The sequence below is a fragment of the Gemmatimonas aurantiaca genome (assembly GCF_037190085.1).
In the GTDB taxonomy this organism is placed as follows: domain Bacteria; phylum Gemmatimonadota; class Gemmatimonadetes; order Gemmatimonadales; family Gemmatimonadaceae; genus Gemmatimonas; species Gemmatimonas aurantiaca_A.
Window position 1 is genome coordinate 661,053 of record NZ_JBBCJO010000005.1, and the last position, 16,326, is coordinate 677,378.

General features: G+C 65.9%; 11 protein-coding genes. 4 read left to right on the top strand and 7 right to left on the bottom strand.

Going from position 1 to position 16,326, the window contains the following annotated elements; translation table 11 throughout:
* Positions 1-22 precede the first annotated feature (22 nt).
* The 3 genes from WG208_RS08670 to thrA are packed head-to-tail and all read right to left on the bottom strand — an operon-like array spanning position 23 to position 4,739.
* Positions 23-754, bottom strand: a complete 732-nt coding sequence (locus tag WG208_RS08670) for an SDR family NAD(P)-dependent oxidoreductase (protein ID WP_337170941.1) — start codon at positions 752-754, stop codon at positions 23-25.
* A complete protein-coding gene (gene thrC / locus WG208_RS08675) occupies positions 754-2,145 on the bottom strand; it encodes a threonine synthase (RefSeq protein WP_337170942.1) in 1,392 nt (463 codons plus the stop codon). The genes WG208_RS08670 and thrC overlap by 1 nt, the downstream gene beginning before the upstream one ends.
* Positions 2,142-4,739: a bifunctional aspartate kinase/homoserine dehydrogenase I gene (gene thrA, locus WG208_RS08680; protein WP_337170943.1), complete on the bottom strand. Its 2,598-nt coding sequence runs from the start codon at positions 4,737-4,739 to the stop codon at positions 2,142-2,144. Before thrA ends, thrC begins: the two co-directional genes overlap by 4 nt.
* Before the next feature lie 233 nt (positions 4,740-4,972).
* Here thrA and glgP point away from each other — a divergent pair, with 233 nt between their 5' ends.
* From glgP to WG208_RS08700, 4 genes are all read left to right on the top strand, one after another.
* The gene (gene glgP, locus WG208_RS08685; RefSeq protein WP_337170944.1) at positions 4,973-7,153 is read left to right on the top strand and encodes an alpha-glucan family phosphorylase; all 2,181 of its coding nucleotides are present in this window, start codon (positions 4,973-4,975) and stop codon (positions 7,151-7,153) included.
* 13 nt (positions 7,154-7,166) lie between these two features.
* The gene (locus WG208_RS08690) at positions 7,167-8,684 is read left to right on the top strand and encodes a glycogen/starch synthase (RefSeq protein ID WP_337170945.1); all 1,518 of its coding nucleotides are present in this window, start codon (positions 7,167-7,169) and stop codon (positions 8,682-8,684) included.
* Positions 8,685-8,691: 7 nt separating this feature from the next.
* On the top strand, positions 8,692-10,527 hold the full coding sequence (locus tag WG208_RS08695) for a DUF3536 domain-containing protein (protein ID WP_337170946.1): 1,836 nt from the start codon (positions 8,692-8,694) through the stop codon (positions 10,525-10,527).
* An 85-nt stretch (positions 10,528-10,612) separates the two neighbouring features.
* Positions 10,613-11,830, top strand: a complete 1,218-nt coding sequence (locus WG208_RS08700; protein ID WP_345786978.1) for a pyridoxal phosphate-dependent aminotransferase — start codon at positions 10,613-10,615, stop codon at positions 11,828-11,830.
* A 103-nt stretch (positions 11,831-11,933) separates the two neighbouring features.
* Here WG208_RS08700 and WG208_RS08705 read toward each other — a convergent pair whose 3' ends face one another.
* From WG208_RS08705 to WG208_RS08720, 4 genes are read right to left on the bottom strand one after another with little or no spacing between them, the layout of a single operon-like run.
* On the bottom strand, positions 11,934-13,151 hold the full coding sequence (locus WG208_RS08705) for a carboxylate-amine ligase (protein WP_337170948.1): 1,218 nt from the start codon (positions 13,149-13,151) through the stop codon (positions 11,934-11,936).
* Entirely contained in the window at positions 13,152-13,958 is an 807-nt protein-coding gene (locus tag WG208_RS08710; RefSeq protein ID WP_337170949.1) for a gamma-glutamyl-gamma-aminobutyrate hydrolase family protein, read from the bottom strand.
* Positions 13,958-15,322, bottom strand: a complete 1,365-nt coding sequence (locus WG208_RS08715; protein WP_337170950.1) for a circularly permuted type 2 ATP-grasp protein — start codon at positions 15,320-15,322, stop codon at positions 13,958-13,960. Before WG208_RS08715 ends, WG208_RS08710 begins: the two co-directional genes overlap by 1 nt.
* Before the next feature lie 29 nt (positions 15,323-15,351).
* Complete coding sequence (locus WG208_RS08720; RefSeq protein WP_337170951.1) at positions 15,352-16,287, bottom strand: hypothetical protein; 936 nt, start codon at positions 16,285-16,287, stop codon at positions 15,352-15,354.
* Between the last annotated feature and the right edge of the window lie 39 nt (positions 16,288-16,326).

A 16,326-nucleotide genomic window follows, 5' to 3' on the forward strand; every position in this document is an offset into this window, starting at 1 on the left:
GAGGCCCAAAACCGCGCAGCTCTCACCACCCGCGTTCCGCGCCCGTCCAATCCACGAACGCTCCGCTCCGCTCCCGCGGCAGACGTTCGGCCTGCATGAGCAACCCGAGCGCCGCATCCTCGATGAGCACCGGCGCGCTCTCGTCGTCCGCCGACTCGGCGTAACGACCGGGATTGCCGAGGCACACCACGATGCGTTCTTCGCGCAGATCGTGCGCGAGGGCCCGGGTAAGCATGTGCAACGCGGCGGCACTGGCGCCGGTGGCGTAGTCGCCCCCGTCCCGCTTCGCCGACAACGATCCGCGTGTGGTGCTCACCACGAGCACACGCGCGCCGTCGCCATGGGCGAGCCAGGGCAAGAGCGTGCGGACCAGCAACAGCGGAGCCACCGCGTGGCGGCGGTAGTGCTCCACCAGACCCGTCCCCGACAACGTCGACAGTTCCTCGTCGCGGGCGAGTTGCGCTGAACGATCGTGCGCGCCCGGTTCGGCCGGCGCGACGACCAGCAGGTCGAGCGTTTCCGTCAGCCCCTCCAGCACCGGCACCGCATCTGCCACGCTCGAGGCATCGGCCGGATCGAGTGCGAGGAATTCGAGTCCGCCATACTGCGCGCGCAGATCGGCCAGCACCGGCACGCGGGCGGGATTGCGGCAGGCCGCATACACGGTGTCCCCGCGCATGAGACTCTGCCGCACCAGTTCGATGCCCAGCGGCCGGGATGCGCCGGTGATCAGTGTGCGCATCGGCTTGCGCATCAGTGTGCCGTCGACTGTCGCAGGATCGCTTCCACGGCCTGCACCGTCGGTTCGATCTCCACCGGCCGATTGGCGGCGGCAAAGTCCGTCCGTTCCTGATGTAGTTCGACGAGAATGCCGGGGTCCTTGAGCACATGGCCCGTGAGCACCGCCACCACGCGGTCGTGTGCACCGATCACGCCCTGCTGCACGAGCTGCCGCACCCCCGCCACGCTCGCCGCGCTCGCCGGCTCGCAGCCCACCCCCGACGCGTCGATCACGACCTTGGCGTCGATGATCTCGTCGTCGGTCACGGTGATCACCAGGCCATTCGTTTCGCGGATCGCGCGTACGGCGCGATCCCAGCTCGCCGGATCGCCGATACGGATGGCCGTCGCGATCGTCTCCGCCTGCACGGTGTGACGGGTCGCGAAGTGTTCGCGGAATCCCCACGCGAACGGAGCGGCACCAGCCGCCTGCACCGACACGATGCGTGGCAGCCGGGTGATGAGTCCCAGGGCATGGGCTTCGCGCAGCGCCTTGCCGAATGCGGCCGTGTTGCCAAGGTTGCCGGCGGGCAGCACGATGAAGTCGGGTGCGTTCCATTCGAGTTGCTGCAGCATCTCGAACACGATGGTCTTCTGCCCTTCCACCCGCCATGGATTGATGGAGTTGAGCAGATAGATCCCGAGTTCACGTGACGCCTGTTGCACGAGCCTGAGACAGGCGTCGAAATCGCCGCGCACGAGCAGGGTTCTGGCGCCGTAGGCCAGGGTCTGCGCCATCTTGCCCAGGGCCACCTTGCCGGCGGGCACGAACACCAACCCGGGAATGCCGGCCTGCGCCGCGTACGATGCCAGCGCCGCCGACGTGTTGCCGGTGGACGCACAGGCCACCGCCGTCGCGCCCGTGCGCACCGCCTGCGTGGTGCCCACCGTCATGCCGCGATCCTTGAACGAACCGGTGGGATTGTATCCCTCGTGCTTGATCAGCAAACCGTCGCAGCCCGTGAACGCATTCACACGTCCCCGCGCCATGAGCGGCGTGTTGCCTTCCGGGTGACTGGTGATCGCCGCACCCGCGCCGGGCATGACGAGCGATTCGAAACGCCACACACCCGACACATGCGTTCCGGATTGCGCACCGGGCGTGGCCGGTGAGAACAGTTGCGCGAGCGCCCCGCCCACGAGGGGCGCTCCCATCACATCCACCGGGACGCGGTGAATGATGGCCAGCAAACCGCCGCACTTGGGGCAGTCGGGCGCGGCATCGAGCGCCGGCAACTGATGCCCGCAGGCATCGCAGCGCTGCACGCTCTGCGCGCCGGCCGCCTCCGACGCGGACAGGAACACGGCATCATGGCCTTCAGCGGCCTCGTGACGGCCACCGGACGGATCGCGGTCGGGACTCATGCGGGTGTGAGCTGAAGGATGTCGTTGAGTACACCAGCCGCCGTGACCGCGGGTCCCGCACCAGGTCCGGTGATCACGAGCGGATGTTCCTTGTAACGCTTCGTGGTGAAGACGACCTGATTGTCGGTGCCGCGCAACCCCGCCAGCGGATGCGACGTGGGCACCGCCTGCAGTCCCACCGTCACCTTCGTGGGTGTGGCCCGCAACACGTAGCGCAGCACACGGTCCTGCTTCATCGCCGCGGCCTGACGAGCGGCCCACAGTTTGTCCTGGTCCGCCAGGGTGGCTTTGAACTTCGCCACCGGCAGGTGGCGATACGCGTCGGGCACCAGCGACTCCACCTTCACATCGGAAAGATCGCCCGTGAATCCGATCAGTCGCGCCAGAATGAGAGCCTTGCGCGCCACGTCCATGCCCGAGAGGTCGTCGCGCGGATCAGGCTCCGTGTACCCCCGTGCCATGGCATCACGCAGCGCCTCACTGAACGGTCGTCCCTTGCCGATCTCGGTGAGCAGGAACCCCAGCGTGCCCGAGGTGCAGCCTTCCACCCGCAGGACCTTGTCGCCGGTTTCCACGAGCTTGGCGTAACTGTCCATCACCGGCAGGCCCGCCCCCACCGTGGTCTCGTGCAGAATGCGCGTGCCATGCTTCCGCGCGAGTTCCCGCAACGCTTCCACTTCGGCGCGTGGTGCCGACAGCGGCTTCTTGTTGGCGAGCACGATGTCCATGTCGGCGCCGATCGCCTTGCGGATGGCGGCCAGCGTGTCGTCGGCGGTGACGTCCACCAGCACGGGCCTCGCGAGCGCATGCGCGGCGATCCATTGCACGGCATCGGGCGCCGAGGCACGACGGGCATGTTCCAGTGAGGTGAGCGGCTTGCCCGCCTCCTTGAGCGCGACCGCAGCGGCCAGTTGACGCGGAGACAGGCCGTCGGGTTCGAACACGAACCCGCTGCGATCGATGAGCCCCACGATGGTGGGCCGCACCCGACGCTTCGTGAGCGGCAGCATGCGCAGCAGTTCACGTCCGATCTGCCCCACACCCAGCAGCACCACATCGAGACGATCGTCGCGGCGTACACCGCCGCCACCGATCTTGTCGAGCTGGAATTCGTCGTGCACCGCGCGTGCGGCCGCTTCGGCATCCCGTTCGGCGATCACCACCGAGATGTTGAGCTCCGAGGAACCCTGCGCGATGGCCACGATGTTCACGCCGGCCTGCGACAGCGCCGTGAACATGCGCGACGCGATGCCGGGGGAACCGGCCATGCCAAGTCCCACGACGGCCAATGTGGCCATCTCGGTCTGCGCATCCATGCCTTCCAGTTCGCGTCGCGACAGCTCCACGGCGAAGGCCCGCTCGAGCGCGATCTTCGCGTCGTGTCCACGTTCGGAGGGCACGCACAGACAGATGGAGTGTTCCGACGACGCCTGCGAAATGAGCGTGACCGAGATGCCCGCCTGCTGCAGTGCGGCAAACGTGCGCGCGGCGATGCCCGGAACGCCCAGCATGCCATTGCCGGTCACCGTGATGAGCGCCTGCCCCCGCACGATGCTCAACGCCTTCACGGGATACCGTTGCAGCGTATGACGCACCGAGATTTCGGTGCCCGCCGCCTCGGGTTCGGCAAACGGGCGCACGAACACCGGCACGTGCACCCGCGTGAGCGGAATCAGCGCCCGCGGATGCAGCACCTTCGCACCGTAGTAGGCGAGTTCGGCGGCCTCCCGCACGTTGAGCTGCGGCACGATGCGCGCCGACGGCACCAGACGCGGATCGGTGGTCATGAGCCCGGGAACATCCTTCCAGAGCGTGATGCACTGCGCCTTGAGCGCGCGCCCCAGCACGGTGGCGGTCAGATCGCTGCCACCGCGGCCGAGGGTCACCAGCGCGCCTTCGTGACCACCACCCACGAAACCCGGCACCACCGGCACGATCCTGCGGCGCACCAGGGGCGTGAGCCGGGCCCGCACCAGCCGGTCGGTGGCGGAAAGATCAGGAAACGCGTTCCCGAACACGCCATCCGTCTGGATGATCTCGGCCGCCTCCACATACTGCGCCTTGCTCTTCCGCGCCAGCAGGCCGGCCACCACGATCCGGGCCGACAATTGTTCACCACGTGCCACGAGAAAATCGCGTGTGCGCGGCGTGAGTTCACGCAGACTGGCCACGCCGTGGGCGAGCGTGCGCAGTTCATCGAAAGCCGCGTCGAGCTCACGACCGAGTGCCGCCCGGGCGCGCTGATTGGGCAACACGCTGTCTCCCACCGCGCGATGCCGCGCGTGCAGGCGATCGATCGCCACATCCGCCGTCTTCACATCGCCATCACGCGCCGCCGCCGCAATCGCCAGCAGCGCATCGGTCACACCCGCCAGCGCCGACACGACGGTCACCACACGCGTCGGACGGGGCGTGAGAATCAGCGCGATCGCGTGCCGCACCGCCGCCGCGTCGGCCAGCGACGCCCCACCGAATTTGAAGACGTCGATGGCCGGTGAACGGCCGGGCGATCGACGGGACGACTGACGGGACGATGGACGACCGGATTGACGACCGGACTGACTGGCAGACCGGCTGGATGAACGTGCGGGCATGAGCAGGGGGTATCGGGCCACCGGCGACGCACATCGGCCGCATGACGTGGCCCGCGTGACGCTCGTCCGGGAAAGGGCATGTCCAAGCAGACACGCTCCATACTGTTTCGAGACTAGTTCGGACAGCTTCACCTGTCCACACCCACTGCCCACGGCATAACTTTCCTAGTGCATGCCCTGGTTCATGCCGATGACCATCGACGATGGCCTCCTGATCACCTGCCCCACCCGAGATGACCGTGCCCGTTGAAGGCTCCCAGAATCCGACTGTCCCCGCTCCGCTGCTCCTCCCCGTACGCCTGAACGGGCTCTCCCAGCTCGCGCAGAACCTCGCGTGGAGCTGGAATCGTGAAGCCCGGATGCTGTTCAAGGAGATCGACGACACCCTCTGGCAGGAGCTTCGGCACAATCCTCTTCTGTTGTTGCAACGGGTTCACCCGGAGCGGCTGGCCGCACTGGCCGAGGACACGCAGTTCTGCGCCCGGTACGACCGGGCCATGATGTGGCTGGGCGCCGAGCGCTCCGACGAACACACGTGGTACGCCCGCACGTTCCCCGAACTCCGCGGCCGTCCGGTGGCGTATTTCTGCGCCGAGTTCGGCATTCATAATTCGGTGCCGATCTATTCGGGCGGACTGGGCGTGCTGGCCGGCGACCATCTCAAGACGGCCTCCGACCTCGGGGTGCCGCTGGTGGCCGTGGGCATCCTGTATCGGAACGGGTACTTCGATCAGCACATCCGCGTGGATGGCTGGCAGGAAGACACCGACGCCCGCATCGATTTCAATTCGGTCCCCCTCACCCCGCTGCCCGGCCGCGACGGCGCGAAACACCTCGTCACGGTCAATACCTTCGGTCGGGATGTCCACATCCGGGTGTGGAAGATGCAGGTGGGCCGGGTACCGGTGTATCTGCTCGACTCGGATCTCGAGGAGAATCATCCGGACGACCGGCCCCTGTTGTCCAAGCTGTACTCGGGCGGCCCGGCGATGCGCCTGCGCCAGGAGTGGCTGCTGGGTGTGGGTGGCGTGCGGGCGCTTCGCGCGCTGGGCATCGCGCCGGCCGCATGGCATGCCAATGAAGGACATGCCGCGTTCATGATGGTCGAGCGGGTCCGTGAACTCTGTACCGAAGGGCTGGCCTACACCGACGCGGTCAAACGCGTACGCAACTGCAGCGTCTTCACCACGCACACGCCGGTGCCGGCAGGCCACGATCATTTTGCCACCCAGGACGTGTTGCGGTGCGCCGAGGGCGAGGCGACCTGGACGTCCATGGGCATCACGCCGGAAGCGTTTGCCCACATCGGCTATCACCCCGAATCGGGCAGCGGGGTGTTTCACATGACGTCGGCATCCATCCGTCTGTCGCGCCGGGTGAACGCCGTGTCGCGCCGTCACGGTATCGTGACACGCGAAATGAGTCGCTCGCTGTGGAACAACCGTCCGGCCGAACAGGTGCCCATTGGCCATGTCACCAACGGCGTGCATCTGGCCACGTGGATGGCCAATCCCGTCATGAAGCTGCTCGACAAGCACCTCGGGCTGGCATGGGGGTACAGCAACGATCCGGCATTGTGGGAACAGGTGCTGACACTGGAAGACGAAGAGCTGTGGTACACGCACACCCGTCTCAAGCACGCGCTGATGCGCCGCGTGCGCGAGGAAGCGCGCCGCGCGTTCGCGCAGGGGGGTCTCGAAGCCACACAGCTTGCGGGCGCCGGCACGCTACTCGATCCCCACGTGCTCACCATCGGCTTCGCGCGGCGTTTCGCGACCTACAAGCGCGCCGATCTCATCTTCCGCGATGTCGAGCGCCTGCGCGCACTGGTGACCAACTCGGCACGTCCGGTGCAGATCGTGTTCGCCGGCAAGGCGCATCCCGCCGACAATCCCGGCAAGCAGGTGCTGCAGAATGTCTACCACTTCACGCGCGACCCGCGCTTCGAAGGCCGCGTGGCGTTCATCGAAGACTACAGCATGCACCTCGCTCACCTCTTGGTGCAGGGTGTCGATCTGTGGCTCAATCTGCCGCGTGTCCCGCTCGAGGCCTCGGGAACCAGTGGCATGAAGGCCGCCCTCAACGGCGTGCCGCAACTCTCCACCATCGATGGGTGGTGGGAAGAGGGATACGAAGGCAGCAACGGCTGGGCCATCGAACCCGAAGTGGACAACGACGAAGGGTCGGGTACCGCGCGTCGCCTCTATGAGCTGCTCGAGCATGAAGTCGTGCCGCGTTTCTACGATCGAGACAAGAGCGAACTGCCGCGTCGCTGGTTGCTGATGATGAAACACGCCATCCGGGTCGCCGGACAGCAGTTCACGGCCCGTCGCATGGTGGAGCAGTACGCCCGCGGGTACTACGCACCGTCCATCCTCGGCGACGCGCTGCCGGACGATCCACCGACGGCATGAGGAGACCACGCTCATGAGCACCCGCGTCCATCTTCCCACGCCCGGCCTCGGCACGCCCATCGTTCTCGGCACCGGTCAGGCGAAACCCACCATCGTCCACCTCACCGCCGAATACAGTCCGTTCGCCCGGACCGGTGGACTGGCGGAAGCGGTCATGGGACTCGCGAACTTCCAGGTGCGCGCGGGGGCGGATGTGGTGGTGTTCATGCCGCTCTATCGCACCGTCCGCGATCATGCGCCCGATCTGGCACCGCTGGGCCGGGCCATCGGCGTGGATCTGGGCTTCCGCACCGAGGAGGTGCGCTTCTTCCGTGAAGTGCATCCGCCCAGAGGCCCCAAGGTGGTGTTCGTGGACATTCCGAGCGCGTTCGCGCGCGGAGGGATCTACGGCGAAGGCGGACGTGACTATGCGGACAATGCACGACGGTTCGCGTTGTTCTCGCGCGCCGTGCTCGATGCCATCCCACGACTGATCGTGGGACCGGTGCTGATTCATGCCCACGACTGGCACACGTCGCTGGCGCTGATGTACATGCGCAGCTACGAACACCTGCGTGAGCGGTATGCATCGACACCGACCGTGCTATCGGTGCACAACGCGGGATATCAGGGACACTTTCCGGCGTCGATGCTGAACGAATGCGGCATTCCGCCGGAGGTGTACGATTTCCACCACCTCGAGTGGTATGGTCGCATCAACTTCCTGAAGGGTGGTCTCACCTTCGCCGACATGGTGGTGACGGTGAGCCCGACGCACGCCCAGGAATTGCGGACGGCAGGCGGCGGGTTCGGCTTGCAGGATGTATTCCAGTGGCTGGGATCGCGTTTCACCGGCATCACCAACGGTATCGATCAATCGGTGTGGGATCCCTCCACCGACGACCAGATCACCGCGCGGTACACGATCGAGGATCCCGCCAACAAGGCCCGCTGCAAGGCCGCGCTGCAACGATCGTTCGGGCTGCCGCAGCGTCGGAAGACGCCGCTCTTCGGATTCACCGGACGCCTGGTGACGCAGAAGGGACTCGATCTGCTGCTCGGATCCCATCGTATCTGGACGCTCGACGCGCAGTTCGTGTTCCTCGGGGCGGGAGAGGCACGATACGAAAGAGCCCTGCTCGCGCTGGCGCAGGCCCGGCCGCGGCAGGTGGGTGTGCAACTCGATTTCACCGATCGGCTCGAACATCGCTTGATGGCCGGCGCCGACATCTTTCTCATGCCGTCGCAATACGAGCCCTGCGGTCTCACGCAGTTGCGCGCGCAGCGGTACGGCGCATTGCCGGTGGGGCGTCGGGTGGGTGGGATCGCCGACACCATCGAAGACGATGTCACGGGCCTCCTCTTCGACGAATTCACCACGGCGAGTTTCGACCACGGCATTTCGCGCGCGCTGGCCCGTTTCTCCGACCCTGCCGCATGGACGGCACGCATGCGAGCCGCGATGCGTCGCGATTTTGGATGGGAGCGCGCCGCCGAACGTTACGATGATGTCTATCGTCGGGCCACCGATCTCGCACGACGCCGCCGTTGAGGCACTCATGAACGCCTCGCCGAACGCACTCGCGAACACCCATTCGGTCATCGTGCATCAACACCTCTATCAGCCGCCGCGTGAGGATCCGTGGCTCGAGGTGATCGAGGCCGAACGATCGGCGGCCCCGGATCACGACTGGAACACCCGCATCACGCGCGAGTGTTATGCCCGACAGGCGCTGGCCGAAGCCTATCTGCTGGAGAGCGCGCGGGCGGCGCCGTCTCCGGCCGACCGTGATGCCAAAGTGGGACTCGCCCGTCTCGTGAATCTCTACGCGTGGTGCTCGTTCGATGTCGGCGCCACGTTGTGTGAATGGTTCGACAGCGAGGCGCCGCAGGTGCTTCAGGCCATGCAGGCGGGCGACGCGGCCAGCATCCGGCGGTGGGGATACGGCAACGCCATCGCCGCGCCGTATCATCATGTGATTCTCCCGCTCGCGTCCGCACGGGATCGCCGCACCGAGATCCGCTGGGGCATCCGCGATTTCACGCGACGCTTCGGCCGCGTCCCTGAGGGATTCTGGTTTCCCGAGTGCGCGGTGGACGAGGACACCCTCGATGCCGCCGCCGCCGAGGGCATCCGCTTCACCATTCTGGCGCCGTATCAGGTTCAGGGACACGATGGCAGCGGCATGCCGGTGCGCTGGCGTGGCGCGTCGGGGCGTGAGCTGATCATCGTCCCGTACGACGGAGCACTGGCGGGGGATGTGGCATTCGGTGGTCTGCTCGACGACGCACGCGCGCTGGCGTCCCGTCTCACGCCGCTTCAGGGCACCGAACTGTCCGATGCGCGCTGCACCACGCTGGCCACCGATGGTGAGACATTCGGTCATCATCATCGGGGCGGCGAGTCGACGCTGGCGGAAGCCATGTCGTTGATGGCGCGCCGCACCTCGTCGCACCTGACCAACGCTGCGTCGCTGGTGGCCGCGCAGGCGCCGCGACAGGACGTGACGCTGGTGTCTCCGTCAGCCTGGAGCTGCGCGCACGGGGTGGAGCGCTGGCGCAGCAACTGCGGATGCCGCATCGATGGCAGCCGGCCTCCCGCGCAGCAATGGCGTGGGCCGCTGCGGCGGGCCATGGAGCAGTTGGCAGAGCGTTGCCATGCGGTGTACGAGAGTGAAGGACAACTGCTGTTCCGCGACGATCCCTGGGACGTGCGCGATGCGTACGGCGAGATCGTGCCGTTCGACGGCGCGCCCATCACGGAGTTCGTGGACCGGGTCGTGCGCCCCGAAGCGTCCGAGGCCCAGCGTCAGCGCGCCCGCGAACTGCTCGAACTCACGCGGGCATCGCTGCGCACCTTCACGTCGTGTGCCTGGTTCTTCGACGACGTCGATCGGATCGAAGTGCGTCAGGTGCTGCGATATGCCGCACGCTGCGTCGAACTCTCGGGAGCCGCGGCGCGGCTCACCCCCGAGTTGCTGCACTGGCTCGGCGGCGCCACCAACGGCGCGCCCAATGCCGTCAGCGCCGCCGACGTGTTCGTTCGTGACGCCCTGCCCCACCGCGCCCCCACGCTGCGTGTGGGCGCCGCGCTGATCGCGCTTACCGCCGCCGGCGTCAAACGTGCCCGTTTCGGCGCGTTCGAAGGGGAGGTCGTGCCCGAACCCCACGACAGCTGGCGCATCCGGCTCACGCATCGACGCACGGGCAGCGCGATCACGTACGTGGGACAGATCTCGGGAACCGGCCCCGCGCTGGCCGTGACGATCGGCGAACCCGATGCCGATCCCGCCACCCACATGCGCCTGAAGATCCACGAGTTTCCCGAGCGCCTTGCCCATCTCCTGTTGCTCGACGATGCCACGGACGATGCGGCGCTGTTGAGCGAAGGATGACGTGTGGATGACTTGTGAATGACTTCACGAGACATTCCGCCGCATCACCACCATGCGGAACCAATTGAACCATGCGGACGGCACGATGCTGACGATCGACGAGAAATTCGCCCGGCTGGGCACCGACCACGCGCCGGGCCAGGAAGTGCGGCAGACGGCTGACGACTCCAACTTCCGCGGCGAGGTGCTGCCGGGAACGCCGGTCGATTTTTCTCATGGCGACGTGAACGACGACGCCTTTGCCCCGACACCCGGCGCGTTCGAGGAGTTCGTTGCCGGTGTGCATCGCGGCGGCTCCCAGGCGTACACGGAGTACCGGGGTGGCGGCGGGTTGCGCGAGATGGTCGCCGAACGCCTGACCGCGTTCACGGGCCATCCGGTGTCGGGAGCCGATGAACTGATCATCACACCGGGAACACAGGGCGCGCTGTTTCTCGCGCTCGGGGCTCTGGTCACGACGGGGGACCGCGTGGCCATCGTGCGTCCCGACTATTTCGCCAATCGCAAACTCGTCGAGTTTCTGGGTGGTGTCGTGGTGCCGGTGCGCATGGATCACCTCTCGTACACCGATCGCGCAGGCCTCGATCTCGGGCAGTTGGAAGACGCCTTCAAGTCCGGGGTGCGCACCTTCCTCTTCTCGAATCCCAACAATCCGGCGGGTGTGATCCATTCGCCCGACGAGATCGCCCGCATTGCCGCACTGGCCTCACAATACGGCGCCACGGTCATCGTCGACCAGTTGTATTCGCGCCTGCTGTACTCCGGCAACTCCTATACGCACCTGCGCGCGTCGTCCATCGATGCCGCGCAGGTGGTGACCATCATGGGGCCATCCAAGACGGAATCGTTGAGCGGATACCGGCTGGGTGTGGCCTTCGGTGCGTCACACCTCGTCGACCGGATGGAGAAGCTGCAGGCGATCGTGTCGCTCCGCGCGCCAGGGTATTCCCAGGCGGTGTTGCGCACCTGGTTCGCCGAGCCCGCCGGCTGGATGCAGGACCGCATCGTGAAGCACGAAGCGCTGCGAAACGAACTGCTGGCGGTGTTCGGCGCGGTTCCCGGTCTGCGCGTACGCACCCCGCAGGCGGGCAGCTATCTCTTTCCGCAGCTGCCCGCACTCGACATCCCGCTGCACGATTTTGTGCGGGCGCTCCGGGTGCAGGCCGGCGTCACCGTCACGCCGGGAACGGAATTCAGTCCGGATGCCACCAACAGCGTGCGACTCAATTTTTCGCAAAACCATCGGGCGGCCGTCGAAGCGGCCGGGCGTATCGGAGAGATGATCGCACGCTACCGGCGCTGACGCACGCGTAAGGCCTTCACGATAGATGCCGCGCTACAGGTGTGGACATCCTGACATCGGCGTCCACACCAAACGCGTCCCCCCCGAAACCCAATACCGTCGTTCAAGGTACCGTCTGCCCCCTCGCGGCCGACGACGGGATGGGGATTTCGGAGGACGGTGGCATCGCGCCGATGGGTGACGCGAAGCTTTCCAGCGGTGGTCCCAGCGTGGGCTCACAGACGCCTTCCGCCGTTTCGCGGATGAGCTGATCCACGACCGCCCGCAGGTCACCCGTGCGGGCATAGGTGGCCAGCTGTCGCTGCGCGCTCGACCCTTCCTCGAGAATGCGATAGGCGTATTCCACTTCCTTTCGCGTCCCCAGCTCGTCGAGCATGTCGTCGAGGAACCACTCGATCAGCTCGCGGATGAGCACCGACGTCGGCATCTCCTCCTTCTTGCCGAAGTCGATCAGCTTGCCGCCCAGGCCCCACCGCACCGCGCGCCACTTGTTCTCCTCGATGAGATCGGACGCGTACACCCGGAAGGTCATGTTGTCGCGGCGCAGTTTCCACATCTTCGCCACCACCGCCTGGAGGATGGCAGCGATGCACACCGCCTCGTCCACCCGGGTGTTCACATCGCACACGCGGAATTCGAGGGTGGGATAGAGATGGTGCGGGCGCACGTCCCACCACACCTTCGATCCGTCGGGGATGCTGCGGGTCTTCTGCAGCGTATCGACCAGGTCGGCGTAGTCACCCCAGCCATTGAGGATGCGGGGCACCCCCGTGCGGGGGAAATTCTTGAAGACGATACTGCGGTAGGAGTGCAGCCCCGTATTGCGGCCGAACCAGAACGGCGACGATGTGGACAGGCAGAGAATGTGAGGCAGGATGTATCGCACCGCGTTCAGACAGTCGATGCGGAACTCCTGATCTTCAATACCCACATGCACATGCGTGCCGAAGATGAGCAGGCGGTGCGCCAGGTCCTGCAGTTCGGCCTTCACGCCCAGGTATCGCTCCTTGGGCGTCATCTCCTGGTTCATCCAGTTGGAGAACGGATGCGTGCCCGCGGACGCGATGGTCAGTCCGTGCTGCCCGGCAGCCTTGATCACCAGTCCACGCAACTTCACCAACTCCGTGCGGAGTTCGGCGATGTTCCCGCACACCTTCGTGCCGATCTCCACCTGGCACTGGTGCAACTCCGCCTTGACGTCCGCCAACTGCGCATCATTCGACTGCACCAGGGCATCGAACCCCGGTGTCAGGTCACGCGTGACCGGATCGATGATCTGGTATTCTTCTTCGATCCCGACCGTCAGGCTCGGCGCTCGCATTCATCCCCCCACGCCCATGCGGGCCGTGTTGTTGGCGGTTGACCAGTCCACGGCAGCCTTGATGAAGCCCGCAAACAGATGACGGCTGTGCGGATCCGCCATCTCGAAGACCTCCGGATGCCACTGCACACCGACGAGGAATCCGTCCCCCGTCCCTTCGACTGCTTCGATCAGTCCATCGTCCGCGCGCGCCGACGCCACCAGATCACGACCGAGCTGCTTGATCCCCTGATGGTGCATACTATTCACGCCGCAGCGTGTGGATTCGAGCAATTGTGACAACCGTGTTTCCGGCACGACATCCACCTCGTGCGCGAGATGGTCACGCTCGAAACCCGCGGTGGGGAAATAATCGTGTTTGTTGAACGCGGAATTTTGTGATGCGAGATCCTGCCACATCGTGCCGCCCTGGGCCACGTTGATGATCTGCAGCCCCCGGCACAGCCCGAGCACCGGCTTGCCGTCTTCGATGGCCCAACGCACCAGTTGCAGCTCCACCCGGTCACGGGCCGGATCGAGATTGCCACATTCCGGCCGCACCGCCTCTCCATATTCGGCCGGATTGATGTCCACACCGCCTGGAATAAGCAGACCGTCGAGCCGTTCGTAGATCTCCCGCAACGTGGCCAGATCGTCGTCCAGCAGCGGAATCATCCACGGCACCGCGCCCACCATGGTCGCCGCCAGGAAGTAACGCTGGTTCATCACCCACGAGGACGGAAGCGCCGGCGGGATGCCGTCGATGGAATGCAGCGTCTGCGTGGTGAGCCCGATGGTCGGGCGGTAGGAACGGTACGACTGGGACATCAACGAGCCTCAACGAGAAAAGTCGGGACGTTCGAACCGCCGCCTGCCGTGACGTTGAGGAGCGGGTCCGTTGCGATGCGGGTGAGACATCCTGATACCACCGTCCCATTCGACAGGAACGGCGCGGTATCGAGCATCCGGTCACCGATATGTACCGCCCCGTCCACCATGGCCGGCCAGGGCTCACTCGGCACCTCCACCCGTTCCTGCACGATATACGGCTCTGCAAGTGCCGTTCGGATTGCCTGTTGCCAGGCGTCGTCATCGACGGTCCAGCCCAGCACGATGCCCTTGCCTCCGTATTCGTCGTTCGGCTTGAGCACCAGACGCTCCCGGTTCGCGGCGATGAAGGGCAGCAGATCGACGGCAGCCCCCGCATGCTCCGTGTGCCGCTCCTCCACCACCCGGGTCCACGGCACGTGACGCAGCACCGCCTCGCGTTCGGCCGCCGTGAGCAGCGTCGACTGTCGTTCATCACTTAAGACAGCAAGTGAGGCCTTCTTATGTAACAGCTTGCAACGGAACGGGTTGACCATGCACACCGCACCGTCTCTCACGGCCCGGACCACCGGCGACTCCAGCCCTTCCCGTGTCACCAGCTCGTCGATCAGCACCCGCTTGTAGATCATCGTGACGGGCCGACCGGCGACGGTCAGGCGCCCGTTGGCGTACTCCGCATCGCGGGGATCCCCGATGAACACGTCGATGCCCCGCGCCTGGAACTCCTGCTCGAACAGCACGAACTCGCTGTAGGTGGGGACGTCGCGCCAATCGAGAATCACCACCGAGGGTTTTTCCCGTTGCCCCCGCCACGCGTGGTAGGCCTCCAGCAGCGCGTCCACCACGCCCGCTCCGGCCGGGATCGGCAGCGGAATGTGCGTGCGGTTGAATGCCTGCATGACCGGCATCGCCAGAAAGGCCCGCGACAGCGCATCGTTGTACGCCGCGCCCGCCGGTGTCTCGGCGTTGTATTCCGTGAACTTGAGGCCTGCGCCGTCTTCACCGGCCGCAAAAAACGCATCGAGACGGGAGGTTGGGCTGGCCGCCGGAAAACCGGGATCGGCGTGGATGAGCTGCTCTTCCCAGGCCGTCAGTCCGAACTGCGCACGCAACGCCGAGTCGGCCATGGCCGCCGCCCGGACCTTGTCGAACGCGCTGCCGACCAACCCGCAGGCCCGGCAGATCAGCCGGTACTCTTCCAGCGTCAGGAATCTCGGCCGCAGCACGCTGCACAACGCCCGGTCGCCAAAAAACAGTCCCTGCTGCCTGAGCTGCTGTTCCAGCACGGCCGCCGACTCCTCGGCCAGCGCCGGCTGCCGGAGCAGATCGTGGTAGTGCTGATAGTGCGGCACAAATGTGGACATCTGCTCTCGCGAAGATTCGTGATTGGCCATCAGGGCGTGGGGGGCGCCGAGATGATCGGGCCGGCCGGCAGGGTGGGCCGCGGCGCGGTGGCCAGCTTGATCGCGAGATCGGCCATGTGCTCCACCACCCATTCGAAGTAGGAGGGAGTGAGCGAGTTGATATCCATGTCCGGTGCCGGATTCATGAAGTCGATGGCGTACGGGACACCGTCTTTCACGGCAAACTCCACCGTGTTCATGTCGTAACCCAGCGCCCGGCACAGGGTCAGCGCATCCTTCACGCAGCGCGCCTCGAGTTCGGCGCCCAGATACCCGGGATCGGGAATGTACCGGCGCTGGCGCGGATCGTAGGGCATGGGCAGGACATCCTCCCGCCCGAGCACCATGCAGCGCACATAGGCGTCCCACTGGATGAATTCCTGAACCACCATGGTCAGCAGGCCACTCTCGTTATAGTGGCGCAGCAACTCTTCCATGGACTCACAGACGTAGACATCCCGCCAGCCGCCGCCGTGCGCGTCCTTGAGGACGCAGGGGAATCCGATGTACTCGGCAACGCCCTTCCAGTCGAGCGGATAGGCGAGGTTGCGCAGCGATTCGGAGTGCGAGATGCCCGGGATGTAGTCCTTGTTGGGGAGCACCACCGTCTTGGGGTGCGCCACGCCATGCTGAATGGCCAGCGTGGCGTCGTAGAACTTGTCGTCCGCCGCCCACATGAAGGGATTGTTGACCACCGTGGTCCCCATCCGTGTGGCATGCTTGAGGAAGGTCCGATAGAAGCCGACCTCATGCGAAATGCGATCGATGATCAGGCTGTAGGGGACCTGCTGCGCCATGCGTGTGGCGTCGAGCTTGACATACTCGGCCGGCACGCCGGACTGGCGCTTGGCGACCGCATCGAGAAACGCAGGGGGGAAGGACCATTCCCGCCCGACCAGCAGGCCGATCCGTGGTTCGATGGACACGTCTCTACACCTCGCGTGAGTGGCTCGTGATGTCGGGAG